The sequence below is a fragment of the Streptomyces sp. NPDC030143 genome (genome assembly GCF_055573695.1).
In genome coordinates this window covers 208,517-231,370 of record NZ_JBVIAY010000014.1, presented here as the reverse complement: position 1 = coordinate 231,370, position 22,854 = coordinate 208,517, and the positions used below count along the sequence as shown (strand labels likewise).

Sequence of the window (22,854 nt, the reverse complement as noted above, 5' to 3'; positions counted from 1 at the left end):
GACGCTTCCTTTGTACTCACCCGAGAGACTCTCTCAGGCTTTCCTCCGGGCGCTTCCCTTCGGTCTTGCGTTTCCGACTCTATCAGATCTTTTCTTGACCCGATTTCCTCGGTGCTTTCCAGGTTCCCGCTTTTGTTTCGCGGTTTCCTTTCCGGCGGTTCCGACTTTATCAGAAGTTCGGGGCCGTTCTGACCGGCCATTCATTCCGACTCATCGGGGGTGATCTCTCGGGAATCGAAGTTCCGGGAGACCTTATAGATTCTAACTGGTTGCCGACCGGTCTATGTCCAGTCCAGGCAACTGTTCAAATCTACCTCCCCACGCGCTCCGTGTCAACGGCTCTTGTGAGGCGAAGAGGAGACTAGCAGTTCGGCGGGCGTGCTCGCACATCGCGCGGCTGCCGGCCTCGTGGCGCTGCGGTGCTCCGCTGCGGACGGCCCCGGCGCCGAGGGCAAAGACGTGGACACCAGAGCACCGGAGGGCCCGGGAAGACGCCGAGGGCGAGGCCCAGCGCAGCGGCCTCGGCCTGGACGTTGTTCGTCCCCTTCCCGCCACCAGCCCGGGAGCCGCTGTCGCGGTGGAGCGGTGCGGACCCACCGGCGTGGCAGGTCTTGGCGCGGGTGGGTTCCGTGCCGCCGCTGGGGCCTGGCCGGGCGGTTCTCGGAGCTCGGCCTGTGGGCGGTGCCGGAAGGGCTGTGGTTGGTGATCCGGCAGTACGCGGGGCGGGCGGGGCGGCTCGGTCCGTGGGTGGGGTGGGGTATGGCGGAGCGGCTGGCCGCGGACCTGGCATCGTTCACGGGGGTGTCGTCGGCCGCTTGCCTGGCGGCGTTGGTGCGGGAGGCGCGGCGCTCGTTCGGCCGTCCGGACAAGGGGGGCGGGTTCGGGTCCTGCGGTGGGGACGACGGCTGGGCCGCCGGCCGGAGAGTCGTTCGGCCGGGGTCGGGCCGGTGGGTCCGGTGAGCGTCCGGTGACGGGGTTCGTGCCGCCTGCGAGCCCGGGGAGCTGTGGGGAGACCGTCGCGCGTTCAGTCGAAGGCGGACGGGGGTGAGTCGAGGTCTTCGAGCTCGATGCCGGGGGCGGCAAGGACGACGTCGCCGGCGATGTGGACGGTGTGTTGTTCGCCCGTGTCCAGGGCTGTGACCTGGTATTCGTCCACGGTCAGGGGGCCGTTGTCAGTGGCGTGTGCTTCGCTGTTCACCAAGGCCCAGGACTGGTCCGTCGTACGGGGGGCGAGGACCGGGTCGGTAAAGGCGACGAGGCGGACGCGGGTGGCGGGCGCGGAAGGAGTGAGGCGCAGGAGGCGGGTGGTGGCGACGAGGAAGGCGGGGGAGGTACCGGTGAAGGCGTGGGCGGGGGTGTTGCCTTCGGTGGCGTGGGTGCCGGTTGGGTCGGTGCGGACCCAGGTGACGCCGTCCAGGGCGGCGCCGCGGACCTGCCAGTCGGCGGCGTGGAGTTCGAGACGGAGGGGGCGGCCGAGGGCGTCGAGGGTGAGGTCGACGGAGCCGGTGTGATCGCCGGTGGGGGTGGTCAGCCGGGAGACGTAGCGCCAGCCGGAGGTGCCGGGGGCGCAGTGGAAGTGCTCGTGAGCGAGGGGGGTGTGATCGTGCGGATCGTGGAGCGAATAACGGCCGCGGGGCATGGGGGTCCTGGGGTGTGACGGGCTGGTCCGGTCGCCTCGGTGAACCGGTCCGGCGCTGCCCGTGGCCGTGTGGCCGCGGGCCGACGGGGCAGGCCCCCGACACGGGGGTGCGGGGGCCTGCCTCGGAGGACCTGGTGCCGGGAGCGCGTCGGTGTCGACGCGCTCCCGGCGGCGCGGGCTGCGGACTCAGTAGCGGTAGTGGTCCGGCTTGTAGGGGCCCTCGACCTCGACGCCGATGTACGACGCCTGCTCGGGGCGGAGCGTGGTCAGCTTCACGCCGAGCGCGTCCAGGTGGAGGCGAGCGACCTTCTCGTCGAGGTGCTTGGGCAGCGTGTAGACGCCGGTCGGGTACGCGTCGGGCTTGGTGAACAGCTCGATCTGGGCCAGGGTCTGGTCCGCGAAGGAGTTGGACATCACGAACGACGGGTGGCCGGTGGCGTTGCCGAGGTTCAGCAGGCGGCCCTCGGAGAGGACGATGATCACCTTGCCGTCGGGGAAGGTCCAGGTGTGGACCTGCGGCTTGACCTCGTCCTTGACGATGCCGGGGATCTTGGCGAGGCCGGCCATGTCGATCTCGTTGTCGAAGTGGCCGATGTTGCCGACGATGGCCTGGTGCTTCATCTTGGCCATGTCCGAGGCCATGATGATGTCCTTGTTGCCGGTCGTGGTGATGAAGATGTCGGCCTTGTCGACGACCTCGTCGAGGGTCGTGACCTGGTAGCCGTCCATCGCGGCCTGGAGGGCGCAAATGGGGTCGATCTCGGTGACGATGACGCGGGCGCCCTGGCCGCGGAGGGACTCGGCGCAGCCCTTGCCGACGTCGCCGTAGCCGCAGACGACGGCGGTCTTGCCGCCGATGAGGACGTCGGTGGCGCGGTTGATGCCGTCGATGAGGGAGTGGCGGCAGCCGTACTTGTTGTCGAACTTCGACTTGGTGACGGCGTCGTTGACGTTGATCGCCGGGAAGAGGAGGACGCCGTCGCGCTGCATCTCGTACAGGCGGTGGACGCCGGTGGTGGTCTCCTCGGTGACGCCGCGGATCTCGGACGCCAGCTGGGTCCACTTCTGCGAGCCGTCGGTGATGGTGCGGTTGAGGAGTTCGAGGATGACGCGGTGTTCCTCGTTCTCGGCGGTGTCGACGGAGGGGACCTTGCCGTCCTTCTCGTACTCGACGCCCTTGTGGACGAGGAGGGTGGCGTCACCGCCGTCGTCGAGGATCATGTTGGGGCCGCCGGTGGGGCTGTCGGGCCAGGTCAGGGCCTGCTCCGTGCACCACCAGTACTCCTCCAGCGTCTCGCCCTTCCAGGCGAAGACGGGGACGCCCCGGGGGTTGTCGGGGGTCCCGTTCGGGCCGACGGCGATGGCGGCGGCCGCGTGGTCCTGGGTGGAGAAGATGTTGCAGGAGGCCCAGCGGACCTGGGCGCCGAGGGCGACCAGCGTCTCGATGAGGACGGCGGTCTGCACGGTCATGTGCAGGGAGCCGGTGACGCGGGCGCCGGCGAGGGGCTGGGACTCGGCGTACTCCTTGCGGATCGCCATGAGGCCCGGCATCTCGTGCTCGGCGAGGGTGATCTCCTTGCGGCCGAACTCGGCCAGGGAGAGGTCGGCGACCTTGAAGTCCTGTCGGTTTTCGACAGTCGTCATGGTGTGCTGCTCCTCGGGGTGTGGGTCGAGGTCTGGGTACGGCTGGTCTGCGCGGCGGCGGACACAGGGGTGCCCGAAGAGGACACAGGCATGCCCGCGTGCGCGCAGCACAGTCCGTCGGAGGCCCTCTCTCCCTCGGTCGGTCCGTCGGTGGACCGCCCGACCGCCATCAGCAGCGACGTCTGGCTCCGTTCCAAGCTACACCGGAGGCGGCGGGCGGCCCCAGTCCGCCTCCGAACAGATCAGGCCAGTCACACAGGGTGAGGGTGGAGGGGTCAGTGGTCGGCCGGGGGGTGTGCCGGGCCGCCGGGGGCGGCCTCGCGGTCCGGGCCCTTGGCGGCTTCTGCCTCGCTGTAGATGTCGGGCTCGAGGTAGATGACGCGGGCGATGGGGACGGCGTCGCGGATGCGGGCTTCGGCGGCGTCGATGGCGTGGGCGATCTCGGTGGCGGTGTCGTCGTGCTGCACGGCGATCTTGGCGGCGACGAGGAGTTCCTCGGGGCCGAGGTGGAGGGTGCGCATGTGGATGACGCGGGTGACGGTGTCGCCGTCGACGAGGGCGGCTTCGATCTTCCGGGTGTTCTCCGAGCCGGCGGCCTCGCCGAGGAGGAGGGACTTGGTCTCGGCGGCCAGGACGAGGGCGATGAGGACGAGCAGGATGCCGATGCAGATGGTGCCGATGCCGTCCCAGACGCCGTCGCCGGTGGCCAGGGCCAGGCTGACGCCTCCGAGGGCGAGGATCAGGCCGACGAGCGCGCCGAGGTCCTCGAGCAGGACGACCGGCAGTTCGGGGGCCTTGGCGTGGCGGACGAAGTCCTTCCAGGACTTCTGTCCGCGCAGGACGTTGGACTCCTTGATGGCGGTCCGGAAGGAGAAGGACTCGGCGATGATCGCGAAGACGAGGACGCCCACCGGCCAGTACCAGTGCTCGATCTCGTGGGGGTGCTTGATCTTCTCGTAGCCCTCGTAGATGGCGAACATGCCGCCGACGGAGAAGAGGACGATGGAGACGAGGAAGGCGTAGATGTAGCGTTCGCGGCCGTAGCCGAAGGGGTGTTGCGGGGTGGCCTCGCGCTGGGCCTTCTTTCCGCCGACCAGGAGGAGGGCCTGGTTGCCGGAGTCGGCGAGCGAGTGCACGCCCTCGGCGAGCATCGAGGACGAGCCGCTGAAGGCGAACGCCACGAACTTCGATACCGCGATCGCAAGGTTGGCGGCGAGTGCCGCCACGATCGCCTTGGTGCCGCCTGACGCGCTCATGTGTTCGCGTTGTCCCTTCGTCCTGGGGTCGTCCTCGGGGCGCTCGTGCCGTCGCCGTGTCGTCGTCGGCTTTGCCCGTCCTTTGCGGTGGGCCATTGTTGCAGCCCGGACGGTGGTGCGTGTGCCCGGTGCGCGGGGTGGGATGCGTCAGGCGACGACCGTTGCGCGGAAGAGCGTGCCGGCTCCGGACACTTCGGCTGTTTCGCCGGCGGGGACGAAGACGGAGTGGCCGGGGGTCAGGGTGTGCTCGCCCGCTCGGACGGAGCCTGCCGTGCACAGCAGGATCTGGGGGGTGGGGAGCGTGAGGTCGTGGGAGGCGGTGCCTTCGGGGAGGACGTACCGGGAGAGGCGGAACTCGTCGATGGGGGTGTCGTAGGCCTCTTCGCCGTCGGGGGTGGCCTCGGGGCGCAGGACGCCGGGGTCGCGGGGTTCGAAGCGGACGACGCGCAGGAGTTCGGGGACGTCGATGTGCTTGGGGGTGAGGCCGCAGCGCAGGACGTTGTCGGAGTTGGCCATGATCTCGACGCCGAGGCCGCTGAGGTAGGCGTGGGGGATGCCCGCGCCGAGGAAGAGGGCCTCGCCGGGCTGGAGCCGGACGTGGTTGAGGAGCAGGGCCGCGAGGACGCCGGGGTCGCCGGGGTAGTGGTGGGCGATGCCGGCATAGGGGGCGTAGTCGCCGCCGAGGCGGTCGCAGGCGGCCGCGGTCTCGGTGACGGTGCGGGCCATCTCCTCGGGGTCGGCGGTGAGGATCGCGGTGAGGACCTCGCGCAGGGCGGCGTCCTCGGGGTGGGCGCGCAGGAGGTCGACGTACGGCTTGAGGGAGTCGACGCCGAGGCCGTCGAGGAGGTCGGCGGCGTGGGCGGGGCTGCGGAAGCCGCAGAGGCCGTCGAACTCGGTGAGGGCGCAGATGAGTTCGGGCTTGTGGTTGGCGTCCTTGTAGTTGCGGTGGGGGGCGTCGACGGGGATGCCGCGGCGTTCCTCGTCCTCGAATCCCTCCGCGGCCTGGTGGAGGTCGGGGTGGACCTGGAGGGAGAGGGGGGCGCCGGCGGCGAGGATCTTGAGGAGGAAGGGGAGGCGGGGGCCGAACTTGGCGACGGACGCCGGGCCGAGCTCCTGCTCGGGGGCGGTGTCGATCACCTCGACGAGGGTGCCGCGGTCGGTGCGGGAGGGGGCGCCGGGGTGGGCGCCCATCCACATCTCCGCCTGGGGTTCGCCGGTCGGCTCGACGCCGAGCAGGCGCGGGATCGCGGTGGGGGAACCCCAGGCGTAGGGGCGGACGGTGTTGTCGAGGCGGTCCATGGAGTGTGTGCCTGCCTGTCTGTCTGGCTGTCTTTCTGACTGTCTTTTCCGGCTGTCCGGCTGTCCGTGGTGGCGGTGTGTCGCGGATTCCTGGCGTTGTCGCGGCTTCACGGGGGTGTGTCGCGGCTTGGCGGTGGTGTGTCGCGGCTTGGCGGTGGGCGCGGGCGTCGCGGTGGTCGCGGACGCGTGGGGGCCCGGCGGGCCGGTGGTCGCGGCTGCCGTGTCGGCGGTCTCGTGCTGGGTGCGGGGGTCTCGCTGTCGTTGGCTCAGGATCCCGAGGCGAGTGCCAGGTAAACGGCGGCGAAATCCGTGACGGCGATCAGTTCGGCGAGAGAGACGAGGTCGTCGCCGTCCTCCGGTTCGAGTTCGCTGATCGGCGTGTCGTGGCTGAGGGCCAGCTCACGGGCGGCCGGGGCGGCGGTGAGGCCGCCGATGGGGCGGTCCCGCAGCAGCACCACGCGCGCGTGCAGGGCGGGTGGTTCCTCGACGCGGTCGCGGAAGAAGTCGTCCGGGTCGGCACTGGCGGCGAGGGGGCCGGCGAGCAGGGCGCTGTGCTCGGCGAGGGCCTCGGGGAGCTCGGCCACCAGGGAGGGGCGGCCGGAGAGTTCGGCGAGCGCGGCGGCGAAGCGGCGGCCGGCGGGGCCGGCGGAGGTGCCCTCGGTCCAGATCACGGGCAGGGCGTCGGCGAGTTCGGCGGCGAGCGTCTTGGCGGGGTTGCTGTAGGTCGCGATGGCGGGGCCGCAGCGTTCCGCGATCTGGTCGAGGCGGTCGGCGACCTTCTCGAGCGCGTCCGGCGGGGCGGAGAGCAGCGCGATGCGGTCCAGCAGGGCGAGGAGCGGTGTGAGCAGCGCCCACAGGACGCCGGGGGCGGACGCGGCGACGGGCGGTTGCTCGTCCTGCTCGTACGGCGCGGTCGCCATCGGAACGAACATGCCGTGCGCGCCGCTGACCGCTTCGGTGAGCGGGGCGCGGGCGGGGGCCACGGCGACGACGGTGCAGCCTCGGCGGTAGGCCTGCTCGGCGAGGAGTGAGAGGCCGGGTTCGGAGCCGTCGGGGGTGGCGATGAGGAGGAGGTCGACGGAGCCGGCCCAGCCGGGGAGTTCCCAGCGGAGGGCGCCTGCGGCGGGGGCGACGCCGGTGGGGGCGAGGCGGGTGACGGGGCAGGCGGCGCCGGCGAGGGTGCCGAGGAGGTCTGCGACGCAGATGGCGGCGGCGCCGGGGCCCGCGATGAGGATCGCGCGCGGGCGGCCGTCGGGTTTGAGCCCGGGGACGCCGGCTTCGACGGCATGCCGGGCGGCGGTGCGGACGCGCGCGCCTGCCTCGGCCGCTCCGCGCAGGAGGGAGCGGTGGTCTGCCTCGGCCAGGGCCTCCGGCGTGTCGAGCAGCGATTCGTCGAGCATGGCGTCTCAGTCTCCGATCGCCGGGGGTGCGGCTGGCGGGGGTCTGTTCGGGGCGCCGGGAGGCGGGGTGGCGTGTGGGGGTGGGTCGGGTGGCGTCGTGCCTTGGGCGCGGGTGTGGGGTGGGGGTGCCCGGGATGTGGGTGTTTATGCCCTCGGGGTGCCCCTGGGGGTGGGCGCGCCGGTCACGAGGGGCGGCGGGCCTCGTCGATGAGGAGGACGGGGATGCCGTCGCGGACGGGGTATGCCAGGCCGCAGTCCTGGCCGGTGCAGATCAGCTCCGCGTCCTGCTCCTTGAGGGGAGCGTGGCAGGCGGGGCAGGCGAGGATCTCCAGGAGGCCGGCTTCGAGCGGCATGGGGTGTCCTTTCGGGGCGGGTGGGGGCTGGGGTAGGGGTGTATGCGGATGTGCCTGGTCAGCGTACCGCTGGTGGGGGTGGGGTGTTGGGGTGGTCGTTGGGGGGTTTCGCCCCCGCCGCTCTCGCCCGTTCCCGTCCCGTCCCGAAGGGCTACGCCCCTCGACCCCGCGGTGGGACCAGAGGCTCGGCCCTTCGACCCGTCGCGGATCCAGGGGCTCGCCGCCTCGCCGCCTCGCCGAACCAGAGGCGCGTCGCCGCCTCGCCGAACCAGGGGCGCGTCGCCGAACCAGGGGCTCGCCCCCTCGGCCCCGGGGCGGAGCCAGAGGCTCGGCCCTTCGCCCCGGGGCGGGGTGGTGGTGGTTGTTCCCCTCGACCGCTGCCGCTGCGGGGCCTGCGGCGTGGGCCGGCTCACCGGGTTCCGGCCGCCTCATCGCGCGCTGTGCAACCTCGCGCCGGCGACCGTGCCCGAACGCCCCGCCAAGCCGCCCGTACCCGACACGCCGCGCCAGCGCACACTGCAAGCTCGCGCCGGCGGCCGTGCCCGAACGCCCGGCCAAGCCGCCCCTGCCGGACAGGCCGCGTCGGCTCGGCCGAGCCGCCGGAGAGCGTCGGCTGCCGGTCGGCAGGCGTGTGGCCGGGGTTGCGGGGCCGCGCGCTCCGGCCGGCACGGTCGCGGAGGCCGGCCCTCGGGCCGTCGGGCTCGCGGGATCCCCCGTCGGCGCCGGGCCGGGCACGGCAGCTGTCGGCCAGCCCTGAGCGGTCGCCGGGGAGGGTCTTCGCTGCCCGGGTTCTCGGCGACCGTCGGGGGCGGCGCCGGCGCGGTGCCGCGAGCCACCGCCGGGAGCCGCAGGTTGCTCCACGAGTCGCTGGGTCGGGTGGGGGTGGGCCGTCTCCCGGGTCGGTCAGTCGCGGATCAGGTGGAGGACCTCGTCCCGGATGCGGCGCATGGTCGGTTCGTCGCGGGCTTCGGTGTTGAGGCGGAGGAGGGGTTCGGTGTTGGAGGGGCGGACGTTGAACCACCAGTCGGCGGCGGAGACGGTGAGGCCGTCGAGGTCGTCGAGGGTGATGCCGTCGGTGCCCTCGTAGGCCTTCCTGATCGCGGCGATGCGGGACGCCTGGTCGTCGACGGTGGAGTTGATCTCGCCGGAGCCCGCGTAGCGGTCGTACTGGGCGACCAGGGAGGACAGGGGCCCGTCCTGGCCACCGAGGGCGGCGAGGACATGGAGGGCGGCGAGCATGCCGGTGTCGGCGTTCCAGAAGTCCTTGAAGTAGTAGTGGGCGGAGTGCTCGCCGCCGAAGATGGCGCCGGTGCGGGCCATCTCCGCCTTGATGAAGGAATGGCCGACGCGGGTGCGGACGGGGGTGCCGCCGTTCTCCTTCACCACCTCGGGGACCGCGAGGGAGGTGATCAGGTTGTGGATGACCGTGCCGCTGCCGCCGTGGCGGGCGAGTTCGCGGGCGGCGACTAGGGCGGTGATCGCGGACGGGGAGACCGGTTCGCCCTGCTCGTCGACGACGAAGCAGCGGTCGGCGTCGCCGTCGAAGGCGAGGCCGAGGTCGGCGCCCTCCTCGCGGACCCGCTTCTGGAGGTCGACGAGGTTGGCCGGGTCGAGCGGGTTGGCCTCGTGGTGGGGGAAGGTGCCGTCGAGCTCGAAGTACATCGGGACGAGCGTCAGGGGCAGGCCGGCGAAGACCGTGGGGACGGTGTGGCCGCCCATGCCGTTCCCTGCGTCGACGACCACCTTCAGGGGGCGGACGGCGGTCAGGTCGACGAGGGAGCGCAGATGGGCCGCGTAGTCGGTCAGCGTGTCGGCGCGGGTGACGGTTCCCGGGGTGGGGGCCGGTTCCGGTGCGCCCGACCGCGTCCAGCGCTCGACGCGGTCGCGGATCTCGGCGAGGCCGGTGTCCTGGCCGACGGGGGCGGCCCCGGCGCGGCACAGCTTGATGCCGTTGTACTGGGCGGGGTTGTGCGAGGCCGTGAACATGGCGCCCGGCAGGTTCAGCGCGCCGGAGGCGTAGTACAGCTGGTCCGTGGAGCACAGGCCGATCTCGGTGACGTGGACGCCGAGGGCGGCGGCGCCGCGCGCGAAGGCCGTGGTCAGGCCGGGCGAGGAGGGGCGCATGTCATGGCCGACGACGATCGCCTCGGCGTCGGTGACCTGGGCGAACGCCGCCCCGAAGAGTTCGGCCAGCGACTCGTCCCACTGGTCCGGGACCACCCCGCGTACGTCGTACGCCTTCACGATCTGCGACAGATCAGCAGCCACGACCAAACCTTCCTGAAAGTCCTGTGAGTCACCACAAACTACCCGGAGCGACCGGCAGCGCGCTGTGCGTACACCGAGTCGGACCCCGAGACATGAGCCGGCCGTAACCTCAGGTCAGAGGCGTCTTACGGAAGCATCCGGTCCAGTATCGGCGAGCTCCGGGCGACGACGATCAGGCGCATCGCGAGACAGCAGGCCGAGGCTTCGGGGCAGGGCCCTGTGCGGCGGGCCGCCCCGCGCGGCCGGCGAGGCCACGGCGGCGCGGGGAACGCCGGCCACCGTGAGGCGGCGAACCCGGCGAGTGTGAAGGCCGCTCCCAGGCGGGGTGAGGGCGGGCGGCCAGGTGTCGCGCAGTCGCACCGCGCCGGCCGTCCACCGGGCCGACCAGGACAAGGGGTGCGAGGGGGCCGCGTCAAGCGGTGTACGTCAGCACGCCGGGGCGGGCGAGGGTCAGTTGTCCGGTGAGCGCAGGACGCGGAGATGGCCGCGGCGTGCGACCTCCATCGGATCCGCCCCACGGCCTCCGCCGCCGGCTCCGGCCGCGCGCTCCTGCGGGCGGGCCGCCTCGCGGACCGCGTTAGCGAGCGCTTCGAGGTCGTCGCCGCTGGGGCGGGCGGGGGCCGAGCCGTCGAGGAGCCGGACGACTTCCCAGCCGCGCGGGGCGGTGAGGCGCTCGGAGTGCTCGGCGCACAGGTCGTAGCAGTGGGGTTCGGCGTAGGTGGCGAGCGGGCCGAGGACCGCGGTCGAGTCGGCGTAGACGTACGTCAGCGTCGCGACGGCGGGTCGGCCGCAGGCGGTTCGCGAACAGCGACGTACAGGGCTCACGACGTTGGACGGTACCGCACTCTTGAGCGGGCCGCGACGACTCTCCACCAGGTCACTCCACCGTGTCGTGTTGTGAAACGCCCCACAGACCACACCAGTCATACCGCGCTGACCTGCACGGACACCAGTCCTTGAGGGGAGTAAGGCTGACGGATCCTGTCGTCTGGCCGTACAAACCCCATCAATTGCCTTGAGCTCGACGGTCTCGGAGAGATGCGGAATCGAGCCCAACCTTGGCTGGAATGGTCATCCCGCGACATGCGGCGCCAAGCGGCCGGACGGCGTCCGGGTTGCGCGTGGGGCGGGGCACCCGGTGGTGGCGGGGACTACGCTTCAGTAGTGATGGACAGCCCCGTACCGCCCCGTGCCGCAGGCCCCGGGCCCCGCCGACGTGATCGCCACGGCCGGGGCATGCGGGGGCCGATAGCGCCCCCGCAGGTGCCGTTGGCCGCGAGCCGCGGCGAGGTGTTCGCGGATCTGGTGCAGGACTCCGTGGAGCGGCTGGAGCGGCGGTGGCCGCAGCTCGCCGAGATCGACTTCCTGGTGCTCGAGGTGCCCCGGCTGGACGGGGGCGGAGGGCCGTGGAACGACGAGGCGGTGCCGCTCGGGGGGACGATCGCGGCGCGCGAGGGGCGTCGTGCGCGGGTCGTCGTGTACCGACGGCCGGTCGAGATCCGCACCAAGGGGCGGGACGAGCGCGCGGCGTTGGTGCACGAGGTGGTGGTCGAACAGGTGGCGGAGTTGCTGGGGCTCACTCCGGAGACGGTGGACCCCCGGTACGGGGAGGACTGAGCGGGGTTCTTCCGGCGCGGAGGTCTGGTGACCCGGTGCCTGCGCGGTACCCGGTGGGGTGATGGGCCCAGCTGACTCGCGCCGCCCGGCGCCGACGGGGTGCCGCCGCGACCGTTCGTGTCGGTGGCCGTCCGCGCCTCCGCGCTCACCCGCGAAGCCCCACTCACCGCGAAGCCGCACCGACCTGTGGCGCGAACCCCCACGCAAAGCCGCACCGACCTGTGGCGCGAACCCCCACGCGAAGCCGCACCGACCTGTGGCGCCGAACGCCTACTCGAAGCCGCACCCTCCGCGCCGCCGCATTGATCCGCCGGGCCACCCCCGTCCGCCGTCGCGCTCACCCGCCGGGCCACCCCCGTACGCGTCGCGCTCACCACGAAGCAGCGCCCGACACTCGGGCCGCCGCGCTCACCCGCCAGGCCGAACCCATCCGCGCCGCCGCGCTCACCCCGAAGCCGCGCCCGTCCGCGCCGCGATTACCCGTCCGCGCCGCCGCACCCCTCCGCGCGCCGTACTCACCCCGGAGCAGCACCCGCCCCGAAGCAGCACCGGCCCCACAGCCGCGCCCGCCCCGAAGTCGCGCGCTCACGCCGCCTCCAGTGGTGCGCCTGCCCGTGGATCGACGGCTGCGGCCTACTTCTGGAGGGCTCTCAGGTCCTCGTCCGCCTCCGGTACCGACACCGTGCCGCGGTCGTCGGGGAGGGTCTGGATGGTGAAGCCCGGGGTGTCGTCCGCGGTGGCGGTCAGGGTGCGGGAGGCGTAGACGGGGGTCGCGGTGAGGGGTTCCACGGTCAGGGCGTAGGTGCCCTTGAGGCCGGCGGGGACGGGGAGTCGGACGTCCTGGGTGGTGCCGGACCTGATCGTGTACGTCTGGGACGCGGCCGTGCCGCCCTGGCTGCCGGCGGAGGCGGTGACCTTGACCTTGGCGGTGCCGCGGGGGGCGGTCAGGGAGAGCGTGGAGCTCTTGGCGGTGTTGTCGGCGACGGACGCGCGCGTGCCGACGGGGCTTGCGGCGGGGATGTACGCCGACTCCTGCCGGTCGCCCTTGCCGCGCACGACGCGGACGGCCGCGACGACCGGCACCGAGCGGTCGGTGGGTGTCAGGACCAGCGAGCCGGGCTCCCCGCGGGTGACGTCGCCGAGGTCGACGGCGGTCGTCATGCCGGCCTTGACGTGCAGCGTCTCGTTCCCGGCCGGGGTGATCAGGCCGGAGCCGGAGGCGAGTTGGACCTTCAGGTCGGCGTCGGCGTCGCCCGGGGTGAAGGCGACCAGGCGGACGGCCGTGGCGTCCTTGGGGATGCCGGGGACGACGAGGCTGCCCGCCGGCTCGGTGGAGGCGGCCAGCCAGTCGCCGCCGAGTTTGTCGTCCAGCGCCTGTACGGCTGCTCCGACGCGGCCGCTGCGGACGTTCACATGGACCGTGAGGTCGTCCTGCTTCTCGGCGGTGAGCGTGGACAGCAGGATCGGCTCGCCGGAGTTCGGCGGGACGGTGAGGCCCTCCCCCACGGTGGTCGCGACGGCGCCGTCCTTGCCGTACAGCTCGACGTCGACGACGGCGGCGGAGTCGTCGGGGTTGGTCAGGTGCAGGTAGTCGGTGCGGTCCGCGGCGGTGCTGACGCCGGGGAACCAGAAGTCGGTGTCCGGTTCGGTGCAGCTGACGCCGAGCAGGCCGCGGCCGGTGCCGGCGGCGACCCGGGTGGTCTCCTGGACCGTCCAGCCGGGCGCGAACCGGCCGTCGGCGGTGCCCACGAGCGCGGGGCTGTCGCCGCCGGTGGTGTCGCCGGTGACGGGCGTGCCGGGTGCCTTCGGGGTGAGGACGGGCTTGGCGGGCGTCTTCTTCTTGTCGTCGGCGGTGCCCGCCCCGGCGTTCCCCGACCGCTGTGCGGCGGGCCGGAGTTGGGCCGTGCCGTCGCTGCCGGTGCCCTTGGTGACGGGGGTGAACGACGTGTACGTCGTCTCGGCGAGGTCGGAGGCGCTGGGTGCCGGGCACAGCAGGCTCGTGCGCTCCACGGGCAGGACGGCCGCCGCCTTGGCGCCACCGGCGGCGGTGGGGGCGGCCGGCTCGCTGAGCGCGGCGAAGCCGGTGACGGCGGCGAGGGCGGCCGTGCCGGCGATCAGGGACAGGGTGGTGCGGTTCACTGCTGGCTCCCGTCGGGGCGCTCACTGCCGGTGCCGTGGGGATGGGGGGACGGGTCGTAGGCCTGGTCGTAGCCGCCCTGGCCGTAGGACGACGGGTCGTAGCCCTGCTGGTAGGCCGTCGGGTCGTACGCGCCCGGGTTCTGCCCCTGCCCCTGCCCCTGCCCCTGATCCTGATCCTGGCCCTGGCCCTGGTAGGCGTACGGGTCGTACCGGCCCGCCTGGTAGGGGTCGTAGGCCTGGTCGTAGGTGCCCGCCGGGTACTGCTGCGGGGCACCCTGATACTGCTCGTCGCCGTAGCCGGTGCCGCTGTGGCCGGCGGTGTCCCAGTCGGCGTAGGACGCCTGGTGCGGGACGGGGGCCGGGGCGCCCTCCTGCGCGGGTGCGGGCTGCTCGTCCGGGCCGGGTTCCCCGGCTTCGGCCTGGGCGCGCAGACGGCGGGCGCGGCGGCCCTCGCCGGCGACGGCCTCGGCCGGGACCGGCTCCTCCTCGGGGAGGTCGTCGTCGACGTCGCGGCGGCGGCCGGGCAGGGCGAGGACGACGAGGACGAGGGCGAGGAAGCCCTGGGCCCACAGCCAGGCGGTGTGGGTGAACGGGTCGTCGTAGGTGATGTCCAGGGTGCCGCCGGTGGCGGGCAGCTCGAAGCCCTGGGCCCAGCCGTCGACGGTGGTGGGGGTGAGCGGCTCGCCGTCCAGGGTGGCCGTCCAGCCGTCGGCGGCGGCGTCGGCCAGGCGCAGGATCCGGCCGTCGGAGCCGTCGGGGATCGTGGTGTGGACGTCGACGGGGCCGGCGGCGACCGCGGTCGGGGTGCCCTTGCCCGAGGCGGTGACGATGGCCGCGCGGGAGACCTCCTGGTCGACGCGCCACAGGGCGCTGCCGTCCTGCTGGCTGAGCCGGGACAGGCCGGGTGTGGCGTCGAGGACGCGGGTGATCTCGCGCGGCGCGCCCTTGTGGACGAGGACGTAGCGGACGGCGAACTTGCCGAGCTGGTCGGCCTGGTCGGCGCCGGAGCCGGCGACCAGGTTGGCGACGACCTTGTCGAGCGTGGTGTTCTCGCCGTCGGCGGCGGCGAGTTCGGCGTCGCCGAGGCGGGCGCCGGAGCCGCGGACCAGCATGTAGCCGACGTGGGCGGCGGAGTCGCTGTCGAGGACGAGGGTGCGGGCCTGGTCGCGGGTGCCGGACTCCTCGGCGACGAACGCGGGCACCTGGACGGGGTCGCGGCGCTCCAGCGGGCCGTCGGCGCCGCCGATCATCCAGCCGGCGGCGACGAGCAGCGGGCCGGCGGCGGAGGCGAAGGCGATGAGGGCGGCGACGGGCTGGCGCCAGCCGAAGCTCTGCTCGGCCACGCGGGCGCGTGCTCCGTCGGCGCCCATGACGGCGGCGGCGAGGAGGGCGATGCCGTAGACGAGGGTGGCGGGGCCGGCCCAGGTGGAGCTGTTGGACAGGACCGCGAAGACGAGGCCGACCAGGGCGACCGCCCAGGCGGTCCGGATTCCGGACTGGCGCTCGGAGCGCAGCAGGGCGGCGAGCGCGGCCAGGACGACGCCGATGAGCATCAGTCCGTCGACGGTGCCGGGTCCGCCGGGGCTGGCGCCGAGCAGGTCGAGCGCGGTGGCCGCCGAAGGCCCGTACTCCAGGCCGGCCTCGGTGAAGAACCCGAGCGGCAGCAGGCTGAGCGACCAGGGCGCGAGGAGCAGCAGGGGTGTGCCGAGCTGGGCCAGGAAGCGCAGGCCGTAGGCGGGCAGTTCGGTGCGGCGCACGGCCAGGACGGCGAGGCCGCAGACGAGCGCGACGGGCCAGACGATCGGGGTGAAGGCGGTGGTGATCGTCAGCAGCAGCGCGTACGCCCAGGTGGCCCGCCAGCTGCCGCGGGCGCCGGAGGAGTGGGCGAGGCCGCTCGCGGCGATGCCGGCGCGGGCGATGAGCGGCAGCAGGACGGCGAGGACGGCGGTGCCGAGGCGGCCGCCGGCGAGGGCGCCGGTGGCGGCGGGCAGGAAGGCGTAGACGACCGCTCCCCACGCGCGCAGGAGGCGGGACTCGACGAGCGGTCGGGAGGCGAAGTAGGCGGTGAAGCCGGCCAGCGGCACCGAGCAGACCAGCAGGACGGTGACGGCGAGGCCGGTCGAGCCGAACATCAGCGAGGCCAGTAGGGCGACGACGGCGAGGTAGGGCGGCGCGGAGGGGGTGCCGCCGGCGCCGACGGGGTGCCAGGCGTCCAGGTAGCGCGACCACAGGTCGGAGGCGTCGGCCGGGGCGGGCAGCAGGGCGCCGCCGGCGAGGGCGCCGCCGCCCAGGAGGTTGCGGCAGGCGACGAGGGAGACCAGCAGCAGGACCAGGAAGAGCACCGGGCCGGGCTTGCGGGCGACGCGCTTGAGGCGGGTGAACTGCTCGATCTCCAGGAAGTCGGCGTCGTCGCCGCCCGGGCCCGACTCGATGGCGCCGCCGTGCCGGCCGGCGCCGGGGGCGGTCTCGGATTCGGAGGCGCCGACGAGGCTGCCGGCGATCTGCTCGACGGTGGCGCGGACGGTCGCGCCGGGCGGCGGGAACAGGGGCCGCAGTTCGTCCTTGTCGACCTGGGGCCTGCCGCGTCGGCGGCGGGCGGCGACGATCCGCTCGGGGCGCAACAGGGTGCCCAGCAGGCCGCGGATCTCGTCGACGGCCTGTCCGGGGACCTTGCCGACGAGGTAGGCGACGGTCCGCAGGAGCGTGCCGAGGACGAGGCGGACCAGGATCCAGGGCAGCAGCGCGGCACGGCTGTTGGCGAGGAGGGTGTGGACGGCGCCGGCCTTGTCGACCTTGTGGGGGGAGGCCGTGGTGCGGCCCGCGCAGTCGACCGTGCGCCGCTCGCGGGAGGCGGCCTCGGCGTGTCGTACGACGGCGTCGGGGGCGACGAGGACGCGGTGGCCGGCGGAGTTGGCCCGCCAGCACAGGTCGACGTCGTCGCGCATGAGGGGGAGGCTGCGGTCGAAGCCGCCGAGTTCCTCGAAGACGTCGCGGCGGATCAGCATGCCGGCGGTGGAGACGGACAGCACGGAGCGGACGTGGTCGTGCTGGCCCTGGTCCTGTTCGCGGCGGTCCAGGCCGGTCCAGCGGCGGCCGGAGTGGGCGATGGTGACGCCGACCTCGAGGAGCTGGCGGCGGTCGTACCAGCCGCGCAGCTTGGGGCCGACGATCGCCACGTCGTCGCGGCCGAGCTCCAGTTCGTTCTCCACGACGCGCAGGAGTTCGGCGAGGGCGTCGGGTTCGGGGGCGCAGTCGTCGTGGAGCAGCCACAGCCACTGGACGGGTTCGCCGTACGGGAGTTCGGGCAGGTCGTAGGTGTCGTCGCGCCAGGTGCGCGTGACGGGGTCCCAGCCGCTGGGCCGCTTCAGGTACGGCAGCTCCTCGGGGGTGAGGGCCGGGGCGGTGCGGTGGGCCTCCTCGACGGCCTGGCCGAATCCGGTGCGCCGGGCGAGGTGCAGGACGCGGTCGGGGCCGAGGGCGTCGGTGACCAGCTGGGCGGAGTCGTCCGCGCTGCCGGTGTCGGCGGCCATGACGGCCTGGACGGGGCGCTCCTGGCCGAGCAGCCCGGCGAGCGCGTCGGGCAGCCAGCGGGCTCCGTCGTGGGAGACGAGCACCGCGGTGACGACATGACGCGGGAACTCAGGTGTGGCAGCGGCGTCTTGGGCTGCCGAGTGGCTGTGCACGGACATCGAGGTACGGGCCCCGGTTCGGTGGACTGTGGTGGACGCCTGCGCCGCGTGGGGGCGGCGGGGCTTCTCGGACGAGCGCCCACACTATCGGCTGGGCATGACCGCGGCCCGCCGCCTGTGGACAACCCACCTGCGACGGGCCGCGTGTGCCCCGCTGACGCCCGAGGGCGTGTCCGGCCGACGCCCGGCGGCGCGCCGCCCGCTCGTCGTGCACGGACCCCTCAGACGGCCGCCTTCTTGAGCCGGCGGCGCTCCCGCTCGGACAGGCCGCCCCAGATGCCGAAGCGCTCGTCGTTGGCGAGGGCGTACTCGAGGCATTCGGAGCGGACCTCGCACGCGAGGCAGACCTTCTTGGCCTCGCGGGTGGAGCCGCCCTTCTCGGGAAAGAAGGACTCGGGGTCGGTCTGGGCGCACAGGGCGCGCTCCTGCCAGCCGAGTTCCTCATCCGCGTCGTCGACCAGCAGTTGCTGCACCAGCTCGGTCATGTGCGCCCCTCGCTCTGTCTTTTTCGCGTCCCCGTGACGTTGCCGTTACCGATGTCGGCTGAACGACACGAGTGAAATTACAAGTGTGCTGCTCCGGGCGAGTCAAGCCGAGATCTGCTATTGGGCCCCTGATTCACTCTGCGGAACCAAGGCCATGCGGTAAGTGTTCAAATCGGCATAAACCTTGACACGCAGCTGAGGGCCCGAGGGCACCCGGCCCCCGCGCAGCACCTGCACGGGGAAGGACGCCCTCGGGTTCGATCCCGTTCCGACACGCGCGTGGAAGCGAACCTGATCACAGTCGGATCACGAGATCACAACGGGGTTTGCGCGCCCGGCTTGTGCGCCATGTGTCCCGGCAACCGCGTGCACAAACCTTTCACCTCACAGATGAACCGGATGAGGTGAACGCGTCCCGCGTCGCGGGTGCCGAGTTGACAGCGAAGGTGTGAACCGGTGTCCTAGTGGGCATGCTCGCGAACTCGGCACTCACCTCGACCCGCACCGCCGGGTCCCACGGTGCTGCCCGCGCTCGCTGTAGCTGTTGTTGCTGTTCCGGCTGTTGAGCCCCACGCGCTCCGGCCGTCTCCCCTGAGTCCACCGCGACTCGGCTGCTTGTCCCCCGCCCCGACCCGGGCACCCCTCCCGCCCGAGATCCGGGCGACGGTACGCGACACCCGGCCCCCCACGTCTTCACCTCTCCCCCGAGGAACCAACCCAGCCATGAACAGCGACAGCGACCTCCAGATCGCCGGCGACATCCTCGAAGTCCCGCACCTCCTCCAGGCACCGCGCGAGCACCCGGCCACCGTCGCCGAGTTCGTCGGCCTGGCCCGCTCGATCGCCGCCGACCGCTCCGCGTGGGAGCACCTCGTCCGGTACGACGCGACCAGCCGCTGGTACCACCGGCTGCGCACCGGTCCCGGTTACGAGGTGTGGCTGCTGTCCTGGGTGCCGGGACAGGGCAGCGGGCTGCACGACCACGGCCCCTCCTCCGGGGTGCTGACCGTCCTCGACGGCGAGCTGACCGAGCGCACCGAGCGCGACAAGCGCGTGCTGGGCGAGGGCGCGCAGCGCGTGTTCGCGCCGGGGTACGTGCACGAGGTCGTCAACGACGCGCTCGAGCCGGCGGTCAGCCTGCACGTGTACTTCCCGGGGCTCACCGAGATGCCCCTGCACACTCCCCGGTGCGTGACGGACGCCGTGACCGCGTGACGCGTTGTCGTACCCGCCTGCCAGACTTTCCCCATGCGCATTGTGGTTCTGGCAGGCGGCATCGGCGGTGCCCGGTTCCTGCGCGGTCTTCAGCGGGCCGTGCCGGACGCGGACGTCACGGTCATCGGCAACACCGGCGACGACATCCACCTCTTCGGGCTGAAGGTCTGCCCGGACCTCGACACGGTGATGTACACGCTCGGCGGCGGTATCAACGAGGAGCAGGGCTGGGGCAGAGCCGACGAGACCTTCCACCTGAAGGAGGAGCTCGCGGCGTACGGCGCGGGGCCCGAGTGGTTCGGGCTGGGCGACCGTGACTTCGCCACGCACATCGTGCGTACGCAGATGATCGCCGCCGGATACCCGCTCAGCGCGGTGACCGAGGCGCTGTGCGACCGGTGGAAGCCGGGCGTGCGGCTGATCCCGATGACCGACGACCGGGTCGAGACGCATGTCGCCGTCACGCTGCCCGACAGCGGCTCCGGCGAGCGCAGGGCCGTCCACTTCCAGGAGTACTGGGTGCGGTTGCGGGCGTCGGTGCCGGCCGAGGCGATCGTGCCGGTCGGCGCCGAGCAGGCCAAGCCCGCGCCCGGCGTCCTGGAGGCGATCGCCGCGGCCGACGTCGTGCTCTTCCCGCCGTCCAACCCGGTCGTCTCCGTGGGCACGATCCTCGCCGTGCCCGGCATCCGCGAGGCGATCGCGAACGCGGGGGTTCCGGTGGTGGGTCTGTCGCCCATCGTCGGGGACGCGCCCGTGCGCGGCATGGCCGACAAGGTGCTCGCGGCGATCGGTGTGGAGTCGACGGCCGCGGCGGTCGCCGAGCACTACGGCTCGGGCCTCCTCGACGGCTGGCTGGTCGACACCGTGGACGCGGGCGCCGTGGAGCGGGTCGAGGCCGCCGGGATCCGCTGCCGTGCCGTCCCGCTGATGATGACCGACGTCGACGCGGCCGCGCGGATGGCCCGGGAGGCGCTGGCGCTGGCGGAGGAGGTGCGCGCGGCGTGAGCGACGCACGGAAGCCCGGCTACCGGGTCTGGGCCGTGCCGGGCCTGCCTGAGGTGCGGGCCGGGGACGACCTCGCCAAACTGATCGCCGCCGCCGAGCCGGGGCTCGTCGACGGGGACGTACTGCTGGTCACCTCCAAGATCGTGTCCAAGGCGGAGGGGCGGCTGGTCCGCGCGGACGACCGGGAGGCGGCGATCGACGCCGAGACCGTCCGGGTCGTGGCCCGGCGCGGCACCCTGCGGATCGTGGAGAACCGGCAGGGCCTGGTGATGGCCGCCGCCGGTGTCGACGCCTCCAACACGCCCGCCGGGACGGTGCTGCTGCTGCCGGAGGACCCTGACGCCTCCGCGCGCGCGATCCGCGACGGGCTGCGGGACGCCCTGGGCGTCCGGGTGGGCGTCGTCGTCACCGACACCTTCGGCCGGCCCTGGCGGGCGGGGCTCACCGACGTGGCGATCGGCGCCGCCGGCGTGCGGGTCCTGGACGACCTGCGCGGGGGCACGGACGCGTACGGCAATCCGCTCGGTGCGACCGTCGTGGCGACCGCCGACGAGCTGGCCGCCGCCGGCGACCTGGTGAAGGGCAAGGCCGCCGGGCTGCCCGTCGCCGTCGTGCGCGGCCTGCCGCACGCGGTGACGGACGGCGACGGGGAGGACGCCCGGGCCATGGTGCGCGGTGCGCGCGACGACATGTTCCGGCTCGGCACCTCCGAGGCCGTCCGCCTCGCCGTCACCCAGCGGCGCACGGTGCGCTCCTTCACGGACGACCCCGTCGACCCCGGGGCGGTACGGCGGGCGGTCGCCGCGGCCGTGACGGCTCCGGCGCCGCACCACACGACGCCGTGGCGGTTCGTGCTGCTGGAGTCGGAGGCCGCGCGGACCCGGCTGCTGGACGCCATGCGCGACGCGTGGGTCGCGGACCTGCGCCGGGACGGCCGGAGCGAGGAGTCGATCGTCCGGCGCGTGCGGCGCGGCGACGTACTGCGCAACGCGCCCTACCTGGTCGTGCCGTGCCTGGTCATGGACGGGTCGCACACCTACGGCGACCCGCGGCGGGACGCGGCCGAGCGGGAGATGTTCGTCGTCGCGGTCGGGGCCGGGGTGCAGAACTTCCTGGTCGCCCTGGCCGGGGAGCGGCTGGGCTCCGCATGGGTGTCGTCGACGATGTTCTGCCGGGACGTCGTGCGGGAGGTCCTGGAGCTGCCGCGGGACTGGGACCCGATGGGGGCGGTGGCGGTCGGGTGTCCGGCGGAGGAACCGCGGGCCCGCCCCGAGCGGGACGCGGGGGCGTTCATCGAGGTGCGGTGAGGCGGGGGCCGGGCGGGCGGGCGGGGGCCTAGTCTCTTAGGGGGTGTTTCGAGAATCCCGCGCAGCACCCGCGGCGCCCGGCACGCCCTCTCGCCGCACCGGCCGAAAGCCCGATTACACCCAGTACGAGCGCTTTCGTCCGGCACGCCGAGAGCACGCACACACCGGACACCGCGGGCACCGCACAGCACTTTCGAGACACCCCCTGGAAGACTGTCGGTGCTCCGCTTCCGCTTTCGCCTCCCGGCCGGGCCCCAGCGCCCCGGTCCACCTCACCCCCGGCCCCCAGCTCCAGGACTTCTCCGTGGCAGGACGCTTCGCTCCCCGGCCCACCCGGACGACCGTACGCGGTGGGTATGTCGCCGTGCCCGGGGCACGCGCCGGCACGGCACCGGTCTCGGGGCGGGTGCGGACCTGGGTGCCGGAGGGGCCGCTCGAGCTCGGGCTGGTGCTGGGGCCGCTGCGGCGGGGGCCCGGGGATCCGACGTTCCGGGCGACGCCCGACGGGTCGGTGTGGCGCGCCAGCCGGACGCCCGCCGGACCGGGCACGCTGCGGGTTCGCACGGACCCGGGCGGGGCGGCGGTGCGCGGCGAGGCCTGGGGGCCCGGTGCCGAGTGGCTGCTGGAGCGGATGCCGGAGATGCTCGGCGCCGCCGACGATCCGGAGGCCTTCGTGCCGCGGCACCGGGTGGTGGCGGTGACACGGCACCGGCGGCCGGGGCTGCGGCTGACGCGGACCGGGCTGGTGCTGGAGTCGCTGATCCCGTCGATCCTGGAGCAGAAGGTCACCACCGACGAGGCGTACCGGGCGTGGCGGCTCCTGGTGCGCGGGTTCGGGGAACCGGCGCCCGGGCCCGCCGGATCCGGTGAGCGGCCCCTGTACGTGATGCCGACGCCTCGGACGTGGGCGCTGATCCCGTCGTGGGAGTGGCATCGGGCGGGCGTCGACGACAAGCGGGCGTCGACGATCCTGCGGGCGGTGCGGGTCGCGGGACGGCTGGAGGAGGCCATGGGGATGGCGCCGGCCGAGGCGCAGGCCCGGTTGGAGGTCGTGTCCGGGATCGGGCCGTGGACGTCGGCGGAGACCGTGCAGCGCAGTCACGGTGCGGCGGACGCGGTGACCGTGGGGGACCTGCATCTGCCGGGGATCGTGGGATGGGCGCTGGCCGGGGACCGGCACGCGGACGACGCCGTGATGCTGGAGCTGTTGGAGCCCTATGCGGGGCAGCGGCATCGGGCGGCCCGGTTGGTGCTCCTGAGCGGACGGGTGCCGGCGCGGCGGGCGCCGCGGATGACCCGGGGTGACATCGGACGGTTGTGAGGTCCCGCACGGGGGCGCCAGGGTGCCTCGCCGCCCCTGGAGTCGGCGCAGGACGGCGGGTCGTGGGGGTCCGCGGGCTCTGCGAGTCGACGGGTCGTGGGGGGCCCGCAGACCCTCCGACCTGCACGACCCGCCGTCCTGCGCCACCCGCGGACCCGCCGCCCCGACCGATTCGGCTCCCCGCACGATTCGGCGCCCCGCACGAGTCACCCGACTC

Annotated in this window: 16 protein-coding genes; 5 read left to right on the top strand and 11 right to left on the bottom strand. The window is 73.5% G+C overall.

Annotation, left to right across the window (positions count from 1 at the left end):
- Nucleotides 1–1,024: 1,024 nt before the first annotated feature.
- From ACZ4YY_RS24145 to ACZ4YY_RS24110, 8 genes are all read right to left on the bottom strand, one after another.
- Nucleotides 1,025–1,639 carry a hypothetical protein gene (locus tag ACZ4YY_RS24145; protein ID WP_468293757.1) on the bottom strand — a complete coding sequence of 205 codons (615 nt, stop codon included), beginning with the start codon at nucleotides 1,637–1,639 and terminating at the stop codon, nucleotides 1,025–1,027.
- Nucleotides 1,640–1,825: 186 nt separating this feature from the next.
- Nucleotides 1,826–3,283 carry an adenosylhomocysteinase gene (gene ahcY / locus ACZ4YY_RS24140; RefSeq protein WP_468293754.1) on the bottom strand — a complete coding sequence of 486 codons (1,458 nt, stop codon included), beginning with the start codon at nucleotides 3,281–3,283 and terminating at the stop codon, nucleotides 1,826–1,828.
- 275 nt (nucleotides 3,284–3,558) lie between these two features.
- A complete protein-coding gene (locus ACZ4YY_RS24135; RefSeq protein WP_468293751.1) occupies nucleotides 3,559–4,539 on the bottom strand; it encodes a cation diffusion facilitator family transporter in 981 nt (326 codons plus the stop codon).
- Nucleotides 4,540–4,686: 147 nt separating this feature from the next.
- The gene (manA, locus tag ACZ4YY_RS24130) at nucleotides 4,687–5,838 is read right to left on the bottom strand and encodes a mannose-6-phosphate isomerase, class I (RefSeq protein ID WP_468293748.1); all 1,152 of its coding nucleotides are present in this window, start codon (nucleotides 5,836–5,838) and stop codon (nucleotides 4,687–4,689) included.
- A 266-nt stretch (nucleotides 5,839–6,104) separates the two neighbouring features.
- Nucleotides 6,105–7,238: an SIS domain-containing protein gene (locus ACZ4YY_RS24125; RefSeq protein WP_468293745.1), complete on the bottom strand. Its 1,134-nt coding sequence runs from the start codon at nucleotides 7,236–7,238 to the stop codon at nucleotides 6,105–6,107.
- A gap of 182 nt (nucleotides 7,239–7,420) precedes the next feature.
- A complete protein-coding gene (locus tag ACZ4YY_RS24120) occupies nucleotides 7,421–7,591 on the bottom strand; it encodes a Trm112 family protein (protein WP_468293742.1) in 171 nt (56 codons plus the stop codon).
- Between the two features lie 903 nt (nucleotides 7,592–8,494).
- Nucleotides 8,495–9,859, bottom strand: coding sequence for a phosphomannomutase/phosphoglucomutase (locus ACZ4YY_RS24115; protein ID WP_468293739.1), 1,365 nt, complete (start codon nucleotides 9,857–9,859; stop codon nucleotides 8,495–8,497).
- A 450-nt stretch (nucleotides 9,860–10,309) separates the two neighbouring features.
- Nucleotides 10,310–10,732 carry a DUF3499 domain-containing protein gene (locus ACZ4YY_RS24110; protein ID WP_187826098.1) on the bottom strand — a complete coding sequence of 141 codons (423 nt, stop codon included), beginning with the start codon at nucleotides 10,730–10,732 and terminating at the stop codon, nucleotides 10,310–10,312.
- A gap of 294 nt (nucleotides 10,733–11,026) precedes the next feature.
- Between ACZ4YY_RS24110 and ACZ4YY_RS24105 the strand changes: the two genes are divergently transcribed.
- Nucleotides 11,027–11,476 (top strand): metallopeptidase family protein, encoded by a 450-nt coding sequence (locus ACZ4YY_RS24105; RefSeq protein ID WP_468293736.1) that lies wholly within the window; start codon nucleotides 11,027–11,029, stop codon nucleotides 11,474–11,476.
- A 633-nt stretch (nucleotides 11,477–12,109) separates the two neighbouring features.
- Here ACZ4YY_RS24105 and ACZ4YY_RS24100 read toward each other — a convergent pair.
- From ACZ4YY_RS24100 to ACZ4YY_RS24090, 3 genes are all read right to left on the bottom strand, one after another.
- Entirely contained in the window at nucleotides 12,110–13,615 is a 1,506-nt protein-coding gene (locus ACZ4YY_RS24100) for a DUF5719 family protein (protein WP_468293733.1), read from the bottom strand.
- Nucleotides 13,612–17,304 carry a glycosyltransferase family 2 protein gene (locus ACZ4YY_RS24095; protein WP_468293730.1) on the bottom strand — a complete coding sequence of 1,231 codons (3,693 nt, stop codon included), beginning with the start codon at nucleotides 17,302–17,304 and terminating at the stop codon, nucleotides 13,612–13,614. Before ACZ4YY_RS24095 ends, ACZ4YY_RS24100 begins: the two co-directional genes overlap by 4 nt.
- Before the next feature lie 221 nt (nucleotides 17,305–17,525).
- Nucleotides 17,526–17,789 carry a WhiB family transcriptional regulator gene (locus tag ACZ4YY_RS24090; protein WP_003975777.1) on the bottom strand — a complete coding sequence of 88 codons (264 nt, stop codon included), beginning with the start codon at nucleotides 17,787–17,789 and terminating at the stop codon, nucleotides 17,526–17,528.
- A gap of 723 nt (nucleotides 17,790–18,512) precedes the next feature.
- On the opposite strand from ACZ4YY_RS24090, the gene ACZ4YY_RS24085 reads away from it, so the two are divergent.
- From ACZ4YY_RS24085 to ACZ4YY_RS24070, 4 genes are all read left to right on the top strand, one after another.
- Nucleotides 18,513–19,004 carry a cysteine dioxygenase gene (locus ACZ4YY_RS24085; RefSeq protein ID WP_468293727.1) on the top strand — a complete coding sequence of 164 codons (492 nt, stop codon included), beginning with the start codon at nucleotides 18,513–18,515 and terminating at the stop codon, nucleotides 19,002–19,004.
- Between the two features lie 33 nt (nucleotides 19,005–19,037).
- Nucleotides 19,038–20,009 (top strand): 2-phospho-L-lactate transferase, encoded by a 972-nt coding sequence (cofD, locus tag ACZ4YY_RS24080; RefSeq protein WP_468293724.1) that lies wholly within the window; start codon nucleotides 19,038–19,040, stop codon nucleotides 20,007–20,009.
- On the top strand, nucleotides 20,006–21,316 hold the full coding sequence (locus tag ACZ4YY_RS24075; protein ID WP_468293721.1) for a coenzyme F420-0:L-glutamate ligase: 1,311 nt from the start codon (nucleotides 20,006–20,008) through the stop codon (nucleotides 21,314–21,316). Before cofD ends, ACZ4YY_RS24075 begins: the two co-directional genes overlap by 4 nt.
- Before the next feature lie 304 nt (nucleotides 21,317–21,620).
- Nucleotides 21,621–22,637 carry a DNA-3-methyladenine glycosylase family protein gene (locus ACZ4YY_RS24070; protein WP_468293718.1) on the top strand — a complete coding sequence of 339 codons (1,017 nt, stop codon included), beginning with the start codon at nucleotides 21,621–21,623 and terminating at the stop codon, nucleotides 22,635–22,637.
- Nucleotides 22,638–22,854: the final 217 nt, after the last annotated feature.

What these genes read in the sequence shown, in the direction of transcription:
- ACZ4YY_RS24145 (WP_468293757.1), bottom strand. Translation starts at nt 1,639, where the DNA reads ATGCCCCGCGGCCGTTATTCGCTCCACGATCCGCACGATCACACCCCC.
- ahcY (WP_468293754.1), bottom strand. Translation starts at nt 3,283, where the DNA reads ATGACGACTGTCGAAAACCGACAGGACTTCAAGGTCGCCGACCTCTCC.
- ACZ4YY_RS24135 (WP_468293751.1), bottom strand. Translation starts at nt 4,539, where the DNA reads ATGAGCGCGTCAGGCGGCACCAAGGCGATCGTGGCGGCACTCGCCGCC.
- manA (WP_468293748.1), bottom strand. Translation starts at nt 5,838, where the DNA reads ATGGACCGCCTCGACAACACCGTCCGCCCCTACGCCTGGGGTTCCCCC.
- ACZ4YY_RS24125 (WP_468293745.1), bottom strand. Translation starts at nt 7,238, where the DNA reads ATGCTCGACGAATCGCTGCTCGACACGCCGGAGGCCCTGGCCGAGGCA.
- ACZ4YY_RS24120 (WP_468293742.1), bottom strand. Translation starts at nt 7,591, where the DNA reads ATGCCGCTCGAAGCCGGCCTCCTGGAGATCCTCGCCTGCCCCGCCTGC.
- ACZ4YY_RS24105 (WP_468293736.1), top strand. Translation starts at nt 11,027, where the DNA reads ATGGACAGCCCCGTACCGCCCCGTGCCGCAGGCCCCGGGCCCCGCCGA.
- ACZ4YY_RS24095 (WP_468293730.1), bottom strand. Translation starts at nt 17,304, where the DNA reads ATGTCCGTGCACAGCCACTCGGCAGCCCAAGACGCCGCTGCCACACCT.
- ACZ4YY_RS24090 (WP_003975777.1), bottom strand. Translation starts at nt 17,789, where the DNA reads ATGACCGAGCTGGTGCAGCAACTGCTGGTCGACGACGCGGATGAGGAA.
- ACZ4YY_RS24085 (WP_468293727.1), top strand. Translation starts at nt 18,513, where the DNA reads ATGAACAGCGACAGCGACCTCCAGATCGCCGGCGACATCCTCGAAGTC.
- cofD (WP_468293724.1), top strand. Translation starts at nt 19,038, where the DNA reads ATGCGCATTGTGGTTCTGGCAGGCGGCATCGGCGGTGCCCGGTTCCTG.